The organism is Actinocatenispora rupis, assembly GCF_016861975.1.
GTDB classification, from domain to species: Bacteria; Actinomycetota; Actinomycetes; order Mycobacteriales; family Micromonosporaceae; genus Actinocatenispora; species Actinocatenispora rupis.
Genome location: NZ_BOMB01000016.1, coordinates 18,486 through 35,191, shown reverse-complemented (window position 1 = coordinate 35,191; position 16,706 = coordinate 18,486). Strand labels below are relative to the sequence as shown.

Sequence of the window (16,706 nt, the reverse complement as noted above, 5' to 3'; positions counted from 1 at the left end):
AACTCACCGACCAAACCGGTTCACCACAATGCGTGACAGTGCACATTCCAGTTCCGTGAAATCGGGTTGACAGTGGGATTGCGCACCGACCACCGCAGTTCTAATCTCCTTCTACCGGTCCGTTCCGGGCCACCGCCGAACAGTCCGTACGGCGTTGCCCGAGCGCGGATCCGACCCTGCTCCGACGCCTGTACGGCCCGCGGCACGCGCCGCGGACGCGCGATTTGCGGTGCCTTTTTTCTCGTTGCTGAACCGGCCAATCCGAAGCCGTAGGACTCCCGCGTGAGGAGACAGCACGATGACCGACGAATCCGTACCACGGACCAGCCGCAGACGGTTTCTCACCGGGGTCGCCCTGGCCGGCGCGGGCGCCGGGTTCGGCGGCACCCTGCTCACCGGGTGCACCGGTACCGGGGCCACGGGCGGCAAGCGCGCCCAGACCCTGTTCGTCGCCGGGTTCCAGTGGGCGCCGCCGACCTCGTTCAACCCGCTCAACCCCAACGGCTGCTGGCCGACCGCCGAGGACAACATGCAGCTGCTGTACGAGTCGCTGTTCGGGTTCAACCTGCTCGACGGCAAGCTGGAGCCGCACCTGGCGACCGGCATCGCCGCGCCCGACGCGCACACGCTGACGGTGTCGATGCAGCCGAAGGCGGCGTGGCACGACGGCAAACCGGTGACCGCCGACGACGTGGTGTTCACGTTCAGCCTGGCGCGTACGCACCCGGAGGTGCCGTTCGCGTCGTTCTTCCAGTTCGCGAAGTCGATCACGGCGACGGACGCGCACACGGTGACGATCGCGCTCGACCCGGCGCACCCGAACCCGGCCATGGTCAAGTCGCTGCTGGCCGCGAACTACGTGCTGCCGCAACACGTCTGGGCGCCGATCGCGGCGAAGAACAAGCAGATCAGCCAGGTACCGAACATGACGCCGGTCGGGTCCGGGCCGTACAAGCTGGACAAGCACAGCGCGGCGCAGGTCTCCTACACCCGCCACGACGGGTACTGGGGGAAGGCGGTGCGCGGCAAGCTGCCGGCGCCGAAGTACGTGGTGCATCCGATCTTCAAGGACAACGCGGCCGGCGACCTCGCGTTCGAACGCGGCGAGGTGGACGTGATGCAGCAGTTCACGCCGCAGATCTGGAAGATGTGGCAGGACAAGCACGAGCCGATCGGCACCTGGTACGACACGGCGCCCTACCAGGTGCCGGGCAGCATCCCGATGCTCGTCTGCAACACCACCCGCAAGGGCCTGTCGGACCCGCGGGTCCGCCGCGCCCTCGCGTACGCCATCGACTACGGGCGGATCGCGAAGACCGCCATGTCGCAGTACTCGGATCCGGCGAAGTCGAGCCTGATCCTGCCGCGCGGCGTGGAGCAGCAGTACTTCGACGCGCAGAACGTGGCGCAGCACGGCTGGTCGTACGACCCGGCGAAGTCGCGGTCGATCCTGGAGAACGAGCTGCACGCGAGGAAGGGCTCCGACGGCGTGTACCGGCTGCCGGACGGGACGCGGCTCGGCCCGTGGACCGCGCAGACGCCGACCGGCTGGTCGGACTGGCAGACGGCGCTGCAGGTCGTCGCGGAGAACGCGAAGGCCGCCGGGTTCGACGTGGCGACCAAGTTCCCGCAGGCGGCGCAGACCACGACGGCGGTGCAGAACGGCGACTTCGACCTCGCCTGCTGGTACGTGGCCGGCGTCAGTCCCGCGTCACCGTGGCAGCGCTTCCGCGACGTACTCGACGACCGTGCGGTACCGAAGCTCGGCGTGTCCGCGTTCTACAACTACGGCCGCTTCTCGAACCCGCACGTACCGGCGCTGATCGACCGGGCCGCCACGCTCACCGGTGCCGCCGCCAAGGCCGTGTACGGCCAGCTCGACCAGATCTTCATGGCCAACGCGCCGATGATCCCGCTGATGTACCGGCCGGTGGACTTCTACGAGTTCAACCACGGCACCTGGACGGGCTTCCCGACGAGCCGGAACCCGTCCGGGCCGCCGCAGTTCCGCGGCGCCGGCATCGACTGGCTGTACGACCTGAAACCCGCGACGTCATGACCGCCCGCACCGTCGGCGGACGGGGCGCTCCATGGCACTGACCGCCGACCTCACCGCCGGGACCGCGGAGGCCGAGGCGCCCGCCCGTTCCGGACTGCTGCGCTACCTCGGCCGCAAGGCCGCCTGGTACCTGGGCGCCTTGCTGGTCGCGGTCCTGCTGAACTTCCTGCTGCCGCGGCTGATCCCCGGCAACCCGGTCGACGCGATCGTCGCCGGGCTCGGTCGCGGCGGCGTGGAGGGCAGCCAGCTGCACGCCATCCACGCGCACTACGTGCACGAGTTCGGCCTGGACAAGCCGCTGTGGCAACAGTTCCTCGTCCACCTGGGGCATCTGGTGCACGGCGACCTGGGTACGTCGTTCGCGCAGTCGCCGGCGAGCGTCAGCGGGCTCATCGCGCAGGCGCTGCCGTGGAGCATCGCCCTGCAGCTGCCGGCGATCCTGATCGGCTGGCTGGTCGGCAACGGCCTCGGCGCGGTCGCCGCGTACCGGGGCGGCTGGTTCGACCGCGGCGCGTTCCTCGGCTCGCTGTTCACCTCGTCCATGCCGTACTACTGCCTGGCGATCCTGCTGCTGTACCTGCTGGCCGTCGCGGTCCCGGTGCTGCCACCCACCGGCGGGTACTCCTTCGGCAACTCCCCCGAACTGTCCGCCGACTTCGTCCTCGACGCGCTCACCCACTACTGGCTGCCGTTCCTGTCCCTGGTACTCGTGTTCGTCGGCGGCCAGGCGGTCGGCATGCGCTCGATGGCCGTGTACGAGCTGGGCAGCGACTACGTCAACTACGGACGCGGGCTGGGCCTGCGGGACCGCACCATCGTCCGGTACATCTTCCGCAACGCGATGCTGCCGCAGGTCACCGGACTGGCGCTGTCGATCGGCACGCTGGTCGGCGGCGCGCTCATCACCGAGATCGTCTTCTCGTACCCGGGGGTCGGCACGCTGCTGTTCACCGCCATCAGCCAGAACGACTACCCGGTGGTGGCCGGGCTGACGCTGCTGATCGCGGTCGCCGTCCTGGTGGCGAACTTCTGCGTCGAGATCGCCTACGGCATCATCGATCCGCGGATCCGCGCCGCGAGCCGGGGTGAGCGCTGATGACGAGACTCACCCCCCGCTTCCACGTCGCCGCCGGCATCGTCGCCGCCGTCCTGCTGTTCGGTCTCCTCGGGCCGCTGGTGTTCCGCGGGCACGCGCTCGGCGCGGTCGTCGGCGGCCTGTACGACCACCCGTCCGGCTCGGCCTGGCTGGGCACCGACAACATCGGCCACGACGTGTTCACCAACCTCATGTACGGCACCCGTACCTCCCTGACGATCGGGCTGGTCGCCGGCCTGTTCGCCACCCTCATCGGGGTCGTCGTCGGCACGCTCGCCGGGTACCGCGGCGGGGCGGTCGAGGAGGCGCTGATGGGCGTCACCAACGTCATCCTGGCCATCCCGTCGATCGTGGTGCTGATCCTCATCTCCATCGCTCTCGGCACCCGCTCCACGCTCGCCATGGCCGTCGTACTCGGCGTCACGAGCTGGCCGTGGACGGCGCGCGCCGTCCGCGCCCAGGCCGCCAGCGTGCGTACCCGGGAGCACCTGGACGTGGCGCGGCTGTCCGGCGCCGGCACGTTCTCGCTCATCTGCTACGACGTGGTGCCGTACATGCTGTCGTACCTGTGCATGGCGTTCGTGTTGCAGGTGTCGAGCGCGGTACTCAACGAGGCGGCGCTGTCCATGCTCGGCCTCGGCCCGTCCGGCGGCGTGTCGCTCGGCATCATGCTGCACTGGGCGCTCGCCTGGGAGTCCGTACGCACCGGCGCGTGGTGGGCGTTCGTCCCGCCGACCGTACTGCTGACGCTGCTGGCGTTCGCGCTGCTGATGCTCCAGTCCAGCCTCGACGAGGTGTTCAACCCGCGGCTGCGCCGGTTCGTCCGGCGCCGCCGTACCACCGTCGCGGCCCCACCCCCGGCCGTACGGAAGGCGGAGGCGGCATGAGCACCGAAGGTCCCGCGACCGACCTCGCCCCCGCCGACGCCGCCGCCGGGCAGCTGCTGACCGCGCGGGGGCTGCGCGCCGCGTACGGGCCGACCGTGGCGGTCGACGACGTGGCGCTGACCGTCGGCACCGGCGAGGTACTCGGCATCGCCGGCGAGTCCGGCTGCGGCAAGTCCACCCTGGCCGCGGTCCTGTCGCTGACGGCCCGGCCCCCGCTCACCGTGCTCGGCGGCGACCTCACCGTCGACGGCCAGCACCTCGACCTCGCCGGCCGACCCCCGCGTACCTGGCGGGGCGGGGTCGTGTCGCTGCTGCCGCAGGGCGCGATGAACGCGCTGTCGGCGACCGCGCGGGTCGGGGACATGGCCGTCGACGTGGTCCGCGCGCACCGCGGCCGGGTGCCGAGGTCCGTCGCCCTCGACCTGCTCGCGGACCGGCTCGACGCGCTCGACCTGCCGCGCCGCGTCATCGGCGCGTACCCGCACCAGCTGTCCGGCGGGATGCGCCAGCGGGTCGTCACCGTACTGTCCACGCTGCTCGACCCGCGGCTGCTGATCGCCGACGAACCCACCTCCGCGCTCGACGTGTCCACCCAGCGCGCGCTCGTCGAGCTGCTCCGCGAACTCGTCGGCCGCGGCCTCGTCGGCGGCATCGTGTTCGTCACCCACGACCTGCCCGTACTGCGGGCCGTGGCCGACCGCATCGCCGTCATGTACGCCGGGCGCATCGTGGAGACCGGCCCGACCGCGGCGCTCGTCGACGACCCGCGGCATCCGTACACGGCGGCGCTGCTGTCCTCGGTACTCGTGCCCGAGCCCCAGGTACGACGGCGGCGCATCGGCGGGATCCGTGGCGCCCCACCGGATCTGGCCGACCCGCCGGCCGGTTGCCGGTTCCGTCCGCGGTGCAGCCTCGCCACCGACGCGTGCACCGACGACCCGCCCGCGGTCGGCGACCCCGACCGGTACGCGACCTGCTGGTGGACCAGGGACCATCCGGACGAGCGGTTGGAGCCGAGCCTGTGACGACCGAGGACGTACCGCTGCTCGCCGGCGAGCACCTCACCCGCGTGTTCGGCCGGGGCCGGGACGCCGTCCGCGCGGTCGACGACGTGTCGCTCGCGCTGCGCCCCGGCGAGATCACCACCGTGGTCGGCGAGTCCGGCAGCGGCAAGTCGACCCTGGCCCGGCTGCTGCTGCGACTGCTCACCCCGACCGCCGGCCGGCTCCTGCTCGACGGCCGCGACGTCACCCGCACCTCCGACACCACCGCGTACTGGCGGGACGTGCAGGCGGTGTTCCAGGACCCGTTCAGCGCCTTCAACCAGTTCTTCACGGTACGGCGGCTGATGGCGCGGGCCCGCCGGCTGCTCGGCCCCGACCTGACCGACGCCCGCGTCGCCGAGGCGCTGGAACAGGTCGGCCTGCGCCCCGGCGACGTACTCGGCCGGTACCCGCACCAGCTGTCCGGCGGTCAGCGGCAGCGCGTGATGATCGCCCGCGCCCTGCTCGTCCGCCCCCGCGTACTGATCGCCGACGAGGCGACCTCGATGCTCGACGCGTCGCTGCGCGCCACCATCCTCAACGTCCTCACCGACCTGCGCGCCGAGACGGGCCTGGCGATCCTGTTCATCACCCACGACATCGGCCAGGCGTGCTACGTCTCCGACCGCGTACTCGTGATGCGCAGCGGCCGGGTCGTGGAGTCCGGGCCGACCGACGAGGTGATCTTCGCGCCGACCCACGAGTACACCCGGCGGTTGTTGGCGGATGTGCCGCGGTTGCACGGCTGACGGGGTCGCGCGCGGCGACGGGACGGGCTCGATACCGGACGGTAGAGTTGCGGTCGCGCCCGGTTTCGTCCGGACTGGGCGGCTCGCGCGCACCGTCCACGGGGGAGGCAATGGCCGGCACCGACCTGTTCAGCACGATGGTCCGTTCGATCCGCCGGCGCACCCGGCACGCCGTGGTCGTGGCGGTGCTCGCCGCGCTGTCGGTGGCGATGCTCGCCGGCGCCGCCGCCCTCCAGGGCTACTGGTACGACCTGTCCCTCAACGTGGGGGCCAGCCTGGTGCTGGTCATCGCCACGTACCTGATCTTCAACCCGCTGTTCGCCGAGCTGCAGGCGGCGAACATCCGGGAGCACCACCGGCTCGACTACTCGCGCTTCATCCACGAGGTCGAGCACGCGCACGGCCGGGTCGACATCCTGGAGACGTGGACCGGCCTGCTGGAGCCGCCGTACCTGGAGGGGTTCCTCGACGCGGTGCGGCATGCCGCCGGCCGCGGTGTCGCCGTCAAGATCCTGCTGCTCGACCCGGACTCGAACGCCGCGGTCCAGCGCACCGAGGAGCTGGGCGGCCACGACGTGCGCAGCGCGATCCTCACCAACCTCCGCGACCTGTACTCGTTCTGGCGCACCGTGCTCGACCCCGAGGTGCGCCGGCTCGTCGACATCCGGGTCTACGACGCGATGCCCTCCGTCCAGCTGTACCGCTGGGACGACAAGGCGTTCATCTCCTTCTACCCGCTCGGCCAGCTCGCGTACGACACGCCGCAGATCGAGGCGTTCATGGCGACGCCGTGGGGCGAGTTCGTCCAGAACCGGTTCGACGAGATGTGGGCCGCGCGCGACACCCGCCGGCTCGACGCGTTCATGACGATGCGGATGGCGCTGTCGCACCACGGCTCCGCGCTCGGCGACTGCCGCGCCGACTTCGTCCTCGCCGACGGCACGTTCTACGTGGACACCCCGGTGCTGGTCAACCACGTCGTCAAGCTGGGCCGGGACGGCATCATGGTGCGCTGCGACCTGCCCGGCGCCTCGGTCACCGCCGCCGGCTACCGGGTGGACCCGGTGGTCGTGGAGCCGCAGCGCGGCGAGATCCGCGACCTGTTCGTCCTGAAGTACGGACACGCCCCGGACGTGGTGATCCGTCTCGTACCGGACGGCCACGCCCCGGCTGGGATCCTCGCCCGGGACGCGGATAACCTGGTGTGATGCCCCGTCGGCGGGCAATGCCCCGCCGGTGACCACGCATTCCGGTGCCGAAGGAGTGGGAATGCCGGACGATCACATCGACTTCACCGACTTCACCAAGGTCGACATGCGCGCCGGCACCATCGTCGAGGTGCAGGAGTTTCCGCGCGCCCGGACCCCGAGCTACAGGGTCCGCGTCGACTTCGGTGCCGAGGTCGGCGAGCGCTGGTCCAGCGCGCAGGCCAAGACGGCGTACCCGGATCCGCAGGATCTGCTCGGGCTGACCGTCGTCGGCGTGGTGAACCTGCCTCCCCGCAACATCGCCGGCTTCTCGTCCGAGGTGCTGCTGCTCGGCGTGCCCGGCCCGGACGGCGAGCTGTCCCTGCTCGTACCGGGTCGTGGCGGCCAAGTGGGCGCCCGTGTCTACTGACACCTCGATCGACACCACCCCGATGACGACCGGCGCCGAGCGCGTCAGGTTCTTCGACCGATACTGGCACCCCATCGTCAAGACCCGTACCGAGCACATCCGGCAGTACCTGGCGGCGGAGCGCGAGCAGATGGCGGCGTGGCTCGCGGCGCTGTCACCCCGGCTGGTCGTCGAGGCCGGCTGCGCCGACGGCGACCTGCTGCTGCCCGAGGTGCTGCGCCACCACGGCACGGCGTACCTGGGGATCGACATCGCGGCGACGGCGGTGGCCGCCGGCAACCGGATGCTGGCCGGCACCGGGCGCGCCGGCCGCGACGTGCGGATCGTCTGCGCCGACGTGCAGGACCTGGCGCGGCTGGCCCCGTCGCTGGGGGTGCCGGCGACCGGCGTGCTCACCGCGTACCCGTTCAACCTGCTCGGCGAGCTGCGGCCGGACCCGACCGAGGCGCTCGCCGCGACCGCCGCGATCGGCTCCGACATCGCCGTCTTCACGTACGACGACGGCGACGCGGCCCGCGACGTGCGCCTGGAGTACTACCTGAAGTGCGGGTTCAGTGGGTCGTGGCGGGAGGGGCCGGACCGGCTGGTGTTCCGCGGCGAGGACGGCTTCTTCTCCGCGGCGTACGCCCAGGACACGGTGACCGGCTGGCTCGCCGACCTCGGCTACCAGGTGACGACCGTGCGGCTCACCCCGTTCGCGGTCGGCTACCTGGGGCGGCTGCACCGCTGAGCGTCACAGTCCGAGCAGTTCGGCGGCGGTACCACCGAGGACCCGGTCGCGCAGCGCGCCCGGCCGGGTGACGCGTTCGACGGCGGTCCGGGCCAGCACCGGGTCGCCGTACGGTGCGTCCGAGCCGAACAGCGTACGGTCCGGCACCTCCCGCACGGCCAGGCGTACGGCGAGGATCAGCGGCGCGGTGGACAGCTCCAGGTACAGGCCGGGGGTGTCGCGGACCAGCTCCACCGCGGTGAGCCAGTGCGCACCGCCGAGCTGGCTGACGATCAGCGGCACCCCCGGGTACCGGCGCGACGGGGTGGCGAGGGTGTGCAGGTCGTCGGCGGTGGTCGGGGCGGATCCGTGCACCACCACCGGCAGCGCACCGTGGTCGGCCGCGGCCCGCAGTACCGGCTCGACGAGGTCGGCCCGGCCGGGCGGTGGGGTCAGCTCACCGACGCCGCGCAGCCCGCGGCGTACCACGTCGTGGTCGACGGCGGCGGCGACCTCGTCGGCCGGCAGGTCCAGCCGCACCGACCCGAACCCCACGAACATCCCCGGGTACGCCGCGAGCGCCGCGTCCAACTCCCGGTACGCCGCCGCGTACCCGTCGGTGCGCTCACCGGACAGCGCCGCGTCGAGCGCACCGAGTTCGCGGCGCAGTCCGGCGAGGTCGGTGGCCCGCTCCGGGTGCGGCCGCGTGCCGAACAGCACCGCCCGATCCACCCCCGCCTCGGTCAGGTCGGCGACGTGCCGGGACGCCGGATCGTGGACGTGGCCGTGCGCATCGATGATCACAGTTTCCTCCGGGCGGGTACGACGATCGGCCCGCCCACTGTTGCCCCCTGACACAGTGCGAAGGTCAAGGGAGGCGCCATGCTGATCGGCGAACTGGCCGAACGGACCGGCACCAGCGAACGACTGCTCCGGTACTACGAGCGCGTCGGGCTGCTGCACCCGGACCGTCGCGCCAACGGCTACCGCACGTACGACGAGGACGCGGTGGACACGGTCGGCCGGATCCGGGCGCTGCTCGCCGCCGGCCTGCCGACCCGCGTCATCCGCGGCATCCTGCCCTGCACCGCCGAGGACGCGACCGTCACCGCCTGCCCCGGCGTACTCGACGCGCTGCACGCCCAGCTGCGTACGCTGGACGCCCGGTCGGCGGAGATCGCCGCGCACCGCGCCGCGCTGGTGCGTACCATCGCCGAAGCCCGGAACGCCTGACGCCGCAACGGATCCCGGGGCTAGAGGTCGACCGCGCGGTACAGCTCGCCGGTCTCCTCCGTGGTCAGCCGGCGGGTCGTCCCCGGCCGCAGCTCACCCAACCGCACCGGCCCGATCCGGGTACGGATCAGGCGGCTCACCGGGTGCCCCACCTCCGCCAGCAGCCGCCGCACGATGTGCTTGCGCCCCTCGTGCAGCACCACCTCGACCAGCGCCCGGCCGCCCTCGGCCTGCACCACCCGGAACCGGTCCACCGTGACCTGCCCGTCCTCCAGCTCCACACCCGCGCGCAACTGCCGGCCGACCGACGGATGCACCGGCCCCGGCACCTCCGCCAGGTACGTCTTCGCCACCTCGTACGACGGGTGCATCAGCCGGTGCGCCAGGTCGCCGTCGTTGGTGAGCAGCAGCAGACCCTCGCTGTCGGAGTCGAGGCGCCCCACGTGGAACAGCCGCGCCACCCCGTCCGGCACGTACTGCTCCAGCGTCGGGCGGCCGCGGTCGTCGGACATCGCCGACAGCACCCCGCGCGGCTTGTTCAACGCGAGCAGTACCGTCCGGTCGTCGGTGACCAGGCGCCGGCCGTCCACGTGGATCACCGACGTACGCGGGTCGGCGCGCGCGCCCAGGTCCACGACCGTGCCGTCCACGGTGACCCGGCCGTCCGCGATCAGTTCCTCGCAGGCACGCCGCGAACCGAGGCCCGCCGCGGCCAGTAACTTCTGCAGCCGCTGCGGTCCGCCGGGCTCGGTCATCACGCTTCCTCGGGCAGGTCGTCGGGCAGGAACGGGGCCAGCTCGGGCAGTTCGTCCACCGAGTTGATGCCCATCCGCTCCAGGAACAGCACGGTGGTCCGGTACAGGTACGCGCCCGAGTCGGGCTCGGCGCCGCACTCCTCGATCAGCCCCCGCGTCACCAGCGTACGCATCACGCCGTCGCAGTTGACACCGCGGATGGCCGACACCCGACCCCGGCTCACCGGCTGCTTGTACGCCACGACCGCCAGCGTCTCCAACGCCGCCTGCGTCAGCCGCACCTGCTGCCCGTCCAACACGAACCGCTCCACGTACGGCGCGAAGTCGGCACGCGTGTAGATCCGCCAACCCCCCGCCGCCTGCCGCAGCTCGAACCCCCGCCGCTCCACCGTGTACGACTCCGCCAGCGCGCGCAGCGCTGCCGTCACCGTCCCCGTCGGCCGCTCCAACACCTGCGCCAGCATCACCTCCGGTACCGGCTCGTCGACGACCATCAGGATCGCCTCCAGCGCGGCCCGCAGTACGTCCGGATCGTCCAGCTCCGGCAGCGCCGCCGGCCCAGCGTCGCCGTCCGCGCCGGGCTTCGGCACATCGTCGCTGCCCGCGCCATCCGCCGCAGCCTCCCCAACGGCAGCGCTGTCGGCCCCCTCGACGGGGCCGCTGTCCGCCGGGTCGACGGTGCCGATCTCAGGAGCGTCAACGTTCCCCGCCCCGGCGTCGGCCCCAGGCACGTCAACGCCCTCGGACCCAGCGACGGCGCCGGTCTCAGCCGCGTCGACGTCTCCCGCCCCGGCGTCGGTCCCACGGATGTCAACGCCTTCGGACTCACCGACAGTGCCGGTCTCAGCGGCAACGGTGCCGGCCTCAGCCGCGTCAACGTCCCCAGCCCCGGCGTCGACGACAGGCACGTCAACGCCCTCGGGCCTGGCGACGGCGCCGGTCTCAGCGGCGTCGAGGTCCCCCGCCCCGGTGTCGGCGGAGGCCGCGACGCTCCCGGCCTCGCCGTTCCCGGCTTCGTCGCTCCCGGCTTCGTCGCTCCCGGCTTCGTCGCTCCCGGCTTCGTCGCTCCCGGCTTCGTCCGGCGCATCCGCCACGGTTCCGACGTTCCCGATGCCGTCCACGGACGCCGTCGTACTGCCCGCACCGTCCTCGGCAACCGGGGCCGCCGCGTACTCCACGGCGCCGTCCTCCGCCGTCGCGGACCGGGCTCCCGGTTCATCCGCGTCCTCGGCCGACTCGGGCGCCGGGTCTACCGCACCACCGGCGGGCCCGGTGTCGTCCACGTCGCCCGCGGACTCGGGCTCGACGCCGTCCACGTCGCCGGCAGGTACGGCCTCCGGGCTCGCCACACGCTCGGCGGCGTGAGGCTCCAGACTGTCGCCGTCCTCGGCGAGCGGGGCCGCCGGACTTCCCGTGTACGTAACGGATCCCGGCTCCGCACTCCCCCGTACCTCGGCGGGCCCGGTGACGGCAACGGGATCGGCGGCCGGCGACTCGGCGCCCTCGGTACCGGACGCGTCGGCGTCCTCCGCGGGCTCGTCACCAGCGTCGTGCACTGACCCGGCGTCCGCCGGCCCGGGTACCGAAGGGGCGGAGCGGGCCCATGGCGGGGTCCAGGCGGCGACGCTGTCGGCGAGGGAGGACCGGTCCGTACCGGGGTTCGGGTCGTTCACGCCGCCGCCTCCACGGCCGGTCGTACGCTGCGGGCGGTCACGTGCTGGTCTCCTCTGTCGCGGACGGTTCGGTACCGGCGGGTCCGTCGTCGGACCCCGTGGCCGGCGAGCTGGGCCCGTCGGCGGGTGTGGCGGGTGGTGCGCCGGCGTACTCGTCGATCTCGATGTCGCCGTCGTGCTGCCCGCCGATCCACCGGACGGTCAGCTCGCCGAGCGCCTGCAGCTGCTCGAACCCGACGAGGTTCTCCCGGTACAGCTCCAGCAGGGCGAGGAAGCGCGCCACCATCTCCAGCGTGGAACCGCAGTCCGCGCACAGCGCCCGGAACGTACCGACGCCGATGCGTTGGAGCCGCTCGGTGAGGATCGCCGCGTGTTCACGCACGCTGACCCGCACCATGTGCACGTGGTCGATGCCGACGGTGGGCGGCGCCTTCGGCGTCATCGCCTTCGCGGCGAGCTGCGCGAACCGGTCGGCGCCGATGCCGAGGACGATCTCCGGCAGCACCTCGGCGTACCGCGGCTCCAGGCCGACCGCGCGGGGCCAGCGCCGCGACGCGCTCTGCTCCAGCCGGTTCAGGTACGCCGCCGCCTCCTTGAAAGCCTTGTACTGCAACAGCCGGGCGAACAGCAGGTCCCGCGCCTCCAGCAGCGCCAGGTCCTCCTCGTCCTCGACCTCGGCGGCGGGCAGCAGCCGGGCCGCCTTCAGGTCCAGCAGCGTCGCCGCGATGATCAGGAACTCGCTGGCCTCGTCGAGGTCCCACTCGGCGCCCATCTTGCGGATGTGCGCGATGAACTCGTCGGTGACCTTGGACAGGGCCACCTCGGTGACGTCCAGCTTGTGCTTGCTGATCAGCTGGAGCAGCAGGTCGAACGGGCCTTCGAAGTTGTCCAGCCGCACGCTGAACCCGGCGACCCGGGCCGGCTCGCCCTCACCGGCCGGCGCGTCCCCGCCCACACCCGGTTCCGGCGCGGCGCCCTCCGCCCCGGCAGCCGCCGTCGTCTCCCCGGAGGTCACCGCATCCCCGGAAACCATGTCCCCGGAAGCCACGGCGTCCCCGGAGTCCACCGCGTCCCCGGTACCCGTCGGGTCAGGCGACGGCGGGTCGGCGGCGGGCACGGCACCATCGGCGTTCGGTGACGTGCCGGGTTCGGACGGTACGGACGATCTCACCACCTGAACGTAGCTCAGCCCGTTATCGGACGATGCGTCGGTCACCACAGTCGCACCAGTGGAGTACCCAGCGCATCGAGCGGGATGTACCCGATGGAGCCGGTGATACCCAGCGGCAGCATGAGCAGCAGCAGGATCGCCACGCCCAGGTTCCGCTCCTCCAGCCAGTACCGGGCGCGGCGGGCGCGCTCACCCGGCCGGCGCCAGGCCAGCCACAGCAGGCCCCAGCCGTCGCACGGTGGCAGCGGCAGGATCGCGAAGATCCCGAACGACAGTAGCCCGACACCCAGCGACAGCAACACCTGCTCCGCCGGTACTCCGGGGATGCCGTGCAGCACGTCGGAGGGCCGGTACAGCGCCAGGCCCAGCGACGCCGGGTAGAGCGCCGAGTAGATGCCGAGGACGGCCTCGCCGACGAGGATCGGCAGGACCGGACCGGCCAGGTACACCGCGAGCCTGCGCAGGACCGCCGACCGGGTCGCGAACACCAGCGGCGGAACCGGCGCGGCGTGCCCCCAACCGGTGCCGCCCAGTACCGCGGCGATGCAGCCGAACGGGTCGAGCAGCCACCGCGCGAGACCGCGCAGACCGTACACCTGGCCGCGGGTGCTGCCGGTCAGCCACCGGGCGAGCAGGTGCTGTCCGACCGCCCGGACCACCACGCCCAGCAGGAACGCCGCCACCATGCCCAGCAGCGAGAACGGCTGGACGAGAGCGAACAGCACCGGGTACTACAACCCTTGCCGCGCCGACTGCTGCCCGATGACCTCACGGGCCAACTGCCGGTACGCGCGGGCACCCGACGACGACGGCGCCCACGTGGTGATCGGCTCGCCGGCCACCGTGGTCTCCGGGAACCGGACGGTACGGGTGATGACCGTCTGGTAGACCCGCTCGCCGAACGCCTCGACCACCCGCTGCAGCACCTGCCGGCAGTGCGTGGTGCGCGAGTCGTACATGGTGGCGAGGATGCCTTCCAGCTCCAGGTCGAAGTTGAGCCGCTCGCGCACCTTGTCGATGGTGTCGAGCAGCAGCGCCACCCCGCGCAGGCTGAAGAACTCGCACTCCAGCGGGATGACCACGCCGTGCGCAGCGGTCAGCGCGTTGACCGTGAGCAGGCCGAGCGACGGCTGGCAGTCGATCAGGATGTAGTCGTACTCCCGCAGCGCCGGCCGCAGTACGCGGGTGAGCGTCTGCTCCCGCGCCACCTCGTTCACCAGCTGGATCTCGGCCGCGGAGAGGTCGATGTTCGCCGGCAGCAGGTGCAGGCCGTCCACGTTCGTCTTGAACAGCACCTCGTCCAGCGACACGTCACGCTGCATGAGCAGGTTGTAGACGGTGAGGTCGAGGTTGTGCGGGTTGACGCCGAACCCGACGGACAGCGCGCCCTGCGGGTCGAAGTCGACCATCAACACCCGTCGCCCGTACTCCGCGAGCGCCGCGCCGAGGTTGATGGTGGTCGTGGTCTTGCCCACGCCACCCTTCTGGTTCGCCATCGCGATGATCCGCGCGGGACCGTGCCGGTCGATCGGCGGCGGCTGCAGGATCGGGCGCTTGATCGTGTACGCCGACGGATCGGCAGGACCCAGCTCCGCCTCAGCGCCGAGCTCCATGGGAGGCGGCTCCTGCCGGAGCTTGTCCCAGGCGTCCCCGCTGAGACTCGTCATGGTCAACACCCTTCCCGCCGGCTGCCCGGTTTTCCGGCGCCGCCCCGGCACCACCGGGGAAGAGGGGCGGCCGTCGCCCGACTGTACGCCACGCACGGTGCAGCCGTCCGCCATCATCCCCGGCGTGTCGCGAGCGCGGCACGCTCCTGTCGGTCACCGGACACCGCTCCTGCATCCGATGCGTCCCTGATGTGCCGACAGGTCCTTCTCGGCCGTACGGCCGCATCCTGCCTGCACCTCCGGAAACGGTACGGGTCGACTCAACCGCGCGCGCGAGGGTGGGTCGTGGCGTACACCTCACGCAGTCTGTCGACCGTCACCAGCGTATAGACCTGGGTGGTCGTGACCGAGGCGTGCCCGAGAAGTTCCTGCACGACGCGGACGTCGGCGCCACCGTCGAGCAGGTGCGTGGCGAACGAGTGGCGCAGCGTGTGCGGCGAGACCGAGCCGCCGAGACCGGCCCGGTCGGCCGCCCGGCGCAGGATCGTCCAGGCGCTCTGCCGCGACAGCGCGCCACCGCGCGCGTTGAGGAACAGCGCTCCGTGACCGTCGCCGGTGCGTACCGAGAGGGCGGGGCGGGCACGGGTCAGGTAGGCGGCGACCGCTCGGCAGGCGTACCCGCCGACGGGGACGAGCCGGGTCTTGCCGCCCTTGCCGTGCAGGACGACGGTGCTCCCGGCCAGGTCGAGGTCGTCGACGGCGGCGCCGACCGCCTCGGAGATGCGGGCACCCGTGCCGTACAGGAACTCCAGCAGGGCGCGGTCGCGCGACGCCAACGGGCCTGCGTCCGGACCGGGACCGGCCGCGTCCAGCAACCGCTCCACCTCCGGTACGGACAGCGCCTTCGGCAGCCGCCGCGCCGGCACCGGCGGCCGTACGTCCCGGGTCGGGTCGGTCGGCGCCAGCCCCTCGCGCGCCGCGAACCGGTGCAGCCCACGCACCGCGCTGACCGTACGGGCGGCGGAGGCGGCGGACAGCGGCGGATGACCCGCGCCACCCTCCCGGAGTACCGCGAGGAAGGCGCTGACGTCGGTCGGGCCGACCGCGGCGAGCGTGCCTACTCCCGCACCGGCCAGCCACGCCGTGTAGCGCGCGAGATCCCGCCGGTACGAGGCGAGGGTGTTGCGGGCGAGCGCCCGCTCGACGAGCAGGTGGTCGAGGTAGGCCCGGACCGCACCGCGCAGCTCTGCGGACGGCTCCGCCTCGGCTGCGGTGCCGGTCGGGCTCGTCGACGCCGCGTCGATCGCTCCACCTCCATCGGCCGCCCACATCGTAGACGCCCACTCGGCACGGAGGGTGATCAACCGGGACACGGCCCGGGTGTGCTACTGGAAGCGCCTCGCCATTACGGTGGGTTTTGACCCCCTGCGATTGGCAGCGTGGCGTCCATTAGATACCGTCGCCGCCATGACGTACGACCCCAACGGTCAGTATCCTCCGCCCAACCAGGACCCCAACGCCGGCAACTACCCCGCGAGCGGGCCCGGCTACCCGACCAGCGGCGCTGGCTACCCGACCAGTGGTGCCGCACCGTCGAGCGGCGGGCCCTATCCGCCGCAGGGCGGCGACCCTTACCAGCAGCAACAGCAGCCCGGGCAGTACCAGGGCGGCAACCTGCCGGCCACCCCGGCCAGCGGCGCGCCGTACCCGCAGCAGGGCGACCCGTACGGTCAGCAGGCCGGTTACGGGCAGCAGGGCGCGTACCAGGCCGGCGGCTACCAGGGGTACGACGCGGGTGGCTACCAGGCCGGCCCGGGTGCGATCGACCCGGCCACCGGTCAGCCGTTGTCCGACAAGACGAAGATGGTCGCGGGTCTGCTCAGCATCTTCCTGGGCTCGTTCGGGGTCGGCCGCTTCTACACCGGGCACATCGGCCTGGCCATCGGCCAGATCGCCGTCACCGTCGTCACCTGCGGTATGGCCGGCTGGATCTGGGGCCTCATCGACGGGATCATGATCCTCGTCAACGGGGGCACCGACTCCGACGGCCGCCGGCTGCGCGACAACTGACTTCCGCACCACCATCCGACCGGTGGGTCGGCCCGGC

The 16,706-nt window shown here is 72.2% G+C and carries 18 protein-coding genes; 11 read left to right on the top strand and 7 right to left on the bottom strand.

The annotated features are described in order from the left end of the window. The first annotated feature begins 298 nt into the window (after nt 1-298). From Aru02nite_RS14360 to Aru02nite_RS14325, 8 genes are all read left to right on the top strand, one after another. On the top strand, nt 299-2,059 hold the full coding sequence (locus tag Aru02nite_RS14360) for an ABC transporter substrate-binding protein (protein ID WP_203658003.1): 1,761 nt from the start codon (nt 299-301) through the stop codon (nt 2,057-2,059). 31 nt (nt 2,060-2,090) lie between these two features. After that, nucleotides 2,091-3,155 carry an ABC transporter permease gene (locus Aru02nite_RS14355; protein WP_203658002.1) on the top strand — a complete coding sequence of 355 codons (1,065 nt, stop codon included), beginning with the start codon at nt 2,091-2,093 and terminating at the stop codon, nt 3,153-3,155. Continuing rightward, nucleotides 3,155-4,042: an ABC transporter permease gene (locus Aru02nite_RS14350; protein WP_203658001.1), complete on the top strand. Its 888-nt coding sequence runs from the start codon at nt 3,155-3,157 to the stop codon at nt 4,040-4,042. The genes Aru02nite_RS14355 and Aru02nite_RS14350 overlap by 1 nt, the downstream gene beginning before the upstream one ends. Next, nucleotides 4,039-5,067, top strand: a complete 1,029-nt coding sequence (locus Aru02nite_RS14345; protein WP_203658000.1) for an ABC transporter ATP-binding protein — start codon at nt 4,039-4,041, stop codon at nt 5,065-5,067. The genes Aru02nite_RS14350 and Aru02nite_RS14345 overlap by 4 nt, the downstream gene beginning before the upstream one ends. Then, nucleotides 5,064-5,834 carry an ABC transporter ATP-binding protein gene (locus Aru02nite_RS14340; RefSeq protein WP_203657999.1) on the top strand — a complete coding sequence of 257 codons (771 nt, stop codon included), beginning with the start codon at nt 5,064-5,066 and terminating at the stop codon, nt 5,832-5,834. Before Aru02nite_RS14345 ends, Aru02nite_RS14340 begins: the two co-directional genes overlap by 4 nt. Nucleotides 5,835-5,944: 110 nt before the next feature. Continuing rightward, complete coding sequence (locus Aru02nite_RS14335; protein ID WP_203657998.1) at nt 5,945-7,042, top strand: hypothetical protein; 1,098 nt, start codon at nt 5,945-5,947, stop codon at nt 7,040-7,042. Nucleotides 7,043-7,103: 61 nt separating this feature from the next. Beyond that, on the top strand, nt 7,104-7,451 hold the full coding sequence (locus tag Aru02nite_RS14330) for a tRNA-binding protein (RefSeq protein ID WP_203657997.1): 348 nt from the start codon (nt 7,104-7,106) through the stop codon (nt 7,449-7,451). Next, complete coding sequence (locus tag Aru02nite_RS14325; protein ID WP_203657996.1) at nt 7,441-8,181, top strand: class I SAM-dependent methyltransferase; 741 nt, start codon at nt 7,441-7,443, stop codon at nt 8,179-8,181. Before Aru02nite_RS14330 ends, Aru02nite_RS14325 begins: the two co-directional genes overlap by 11 nt. A gap of 3 nt (nt 8,182-8,184) precedes the next feature. Here the strand turns inward: Aru02nite_RS14325 and Aru02nite_RS14320 are convergent, their stop codons facing one another. Next, on the bottom strand, nt 8,185-8,964 hold the full coding sequence (locus Aru02nite_RS14320; RefSeq protein WP_203657995.1) for an amidohydrolase family protein: 780 nt from the start codon (nt 8,962-8,964) through the stop codon (nt 8,185-8,187). 78 nt (nt 8,965-9,042) lie between these two features. Here Aru02nite_RS14320 and Aru02nite_RS14315 point away from each other — a divergent pair, with 78 nt between their 5' ends. After that, the gene (locus Aru02nite_RS14315) at nt 9,043-9,393 is read left to right on the top strand and encodes a MerR family transcriptional regulator (protein ID WP_203657994.1); all 351 of its coding nucleotides are present in this window, start codon (nt 9,043-9,045) and stop codon (nt 9,391-9,393) included. A 20-nt stretch (nt 9,394-9,413) separates the two neighbouring features. Here Aru02nite_RS14315 and Aru02nite_RS14310 read toward each other — a convergent pair whose 3' ends face one another. Together Aru02nite_RS14310 and scpB are read right to left on the bottom strand one after the other, a co-directional pair. Next, nucleotides 9,414-10,148, bottom strand: a complete 735-nt coding sequence (locus tag Aru02nite_RS14310) for a pseudouridine synthase (RefSeq protein WP_203657993.1) — start codon at nt 10,146-10,148, stop codon at nt 9,414-9,416. Further along, nucleotides 10,148-11,269, bottom strand: coding sequence for an SMC-Scp complex subunit ScpB (gene scpB / locus Aru02nite_RS37565; RefSeq protein ID WP_373324866.1), 1,122 nt, complete (start codon nt 11,267-11,269; stop codon nt 10,148-10,150). Before scpB ends, Aru02nite_RS14310 begins: the two co-directional genes overlap by 1 nt. A gap of 240 nt (nt 11,270-11,509) precedes the next feature. On the opposite strand from scpB, the gene Aru02nite_RS14300 reads away from it, so the two are divergent. After that, nucleotides 11,510-11,707: a hypothetical protein gene (locus tag Aru02nite_RS14300; protein WP_203657992.1), complete on the top strand. Its 198-nt coding sequence runs from the start codon at nt 11,510-11,512 to the stop codon at nt 11,705-11,707. 151 nt (nt 11,708-11,858) lie between these two features. On the opposite strand, the gene Aru02nite_RS14295 is transcribed toward Aru02nite_RS14300, so the two are convergent. From Aru02nite_RS14295 to xerD, 4 genes are all read right to left on the bottom strand, one after another. Beyond that, nucleotides 11,859-12,854 (bottom strand): segregation and condensation protein A, encoded by a 996-nt coding sequence (locus Aru02nite_RS14295; protein WP_203658085.1) that lies wholly within the window; start codon nt 12,852-12,854, stop codon nt 11,859-11,861. A 179-nt stretch (nt 12,855-13,033) separates the two neighbouring features. Continuing rightward, entirely contained in the window at nt 13,034-13,717 is a 684-nt protein-coding gene (locus tag Aru02nite_RS14290; protein ID WP_203657991.1) for a hypothetical protein, read from the bottom strand. 6 nt (nt 13,718-13,723) lie between these two features. Beyond that, nucleotides 13,724-14,605 (bottom strand): ParA family protein, encoded by an 882-nt coding sequence (locus Aru02nite_RS14285; protein WP_203658084.1) that lies wholly within the window; start codon nt 14,603-14,605, stop codon nt 13,724-13,726. A 314-nt stretch (nt 14,606-14,919) separates the two neighbouring features. Next, a complete protein-coding gene (gene xerD / locus Aru02nite_RS14280; RefSeq protein ID WP_203658083.1) occupies nt 14,920-15,930 on the bottom strand; it encodes a site-specific tyrosine recombinase XerD in 1,011 nt (336 codons plus the stop codon). Between the two features lie 136 nt (nt 15,931-16,066). On the opposite strand from xerD, the gene Aru02nite_RS36630 reads away from it, so the two are divergent. Next, the gene (locus Aru02nite_RS36630) at nt 16,067-16,669 is read left to right on the top strand and encodes a TM2 domain-containing protein (protein WP_239076680.1); all 603 of its coding nucleotides are present in this window, start codon (nt 16,067-16,069) and stop codon (nt 16,667-16,669) included. Nucleotides 16,670-16,706 lie beyond the last annotated feature (37 nt).

Excerpts from the sequence above, each read along its gene's own strand:
- Aru02nite_RS14335 (WP_203657998.1), top strand. The coding sequence starts at position 5,945 with ATGGCCGGCACCGACCTGTTCAGCACGATGGTCCGTTCGATCCGCCGG.
- Aru02nite_RS14330 (WP_203657997.1), top strand. The coding sequence starts at position 7,104 with ATGCCGGACGATCACATCGACTTCACCGACTTCACCAAGGTCGACATG.
- Aru02nite_RS14355 (WP_203658002.1), top strand. The coding sequence starts at position 2,091 with ATGGCACTGACCGCCGACCTCACCGCCGGGACCGCGGAGGCCGAGGCG.
- Aru02nite_RS14360 (WP_203658003.1), top strand. The coding sequence starts at position 299 with ATGACCGACGAATCCGTACCACGGACCAGCCGCAGACGGTTTCTCACC.
- xerD (WP_203658083.1), bottom strand. The coding sequence starts at position 15,930 with ATGTGGGCGGCCGATGGAGGTGGAGCGATCGACGCGGCGTCGACGAGC.
- Aru02nite_RS14315 (WP_203657994.1), top strand. The coding sequence starts at position 9,043 with ATGCTGATCGGCGAACTGGCCGAACGGACCGGCACCAGCGAACGACTG.
- Aru02nite_RS14345 (WP_203658000.1), top strand. The coding sequence starts at position 4,039 with ATGAGCACCGAAGGTCCCGCGACCGACCTCGCCCCCGCCGACGCCGCC.
- Aru02nite_RS14285 (WP_203658084.1), bottom strand. The coding sequence starts at position 14,605 with ATGGAGCTCGGCGCTGAGGCGGAGCTGGGTCCTGCCGATCCGTCGGCG.
- Aru02nite_RS36630 (WP_239076680.1), top strand. The coding sequence starts at position 16,067 with ATGACGTACGACCCCAACGGTCAGTATCCTCCGCCCAACCAGGACCCC.
- Aru02nite_RS14295 (WP_203658085.1), bottom strand. The coding sequence starts at position 12,854 with ATGGTTTCCGGGGATGCGGTGACCTCCGGGGAGACGACGGCGGCTGCC.
- Aru02nite_RS14350 (WP_203658001.1), top strand. The coding sequence starts at position 3,155 with ATGACGAGACTCACCCCCCGCTTCCACGTCGCCGCCGGCATCGTCGCC.
- Aru02nite_RS14310 (WP_203657993.1), bottom strand. The coding sequence starts at position 10,148 with ATGACCGAGCCCGGCGGACCGCAGCGGCTGCAGAAGTTACTGGCCGCG.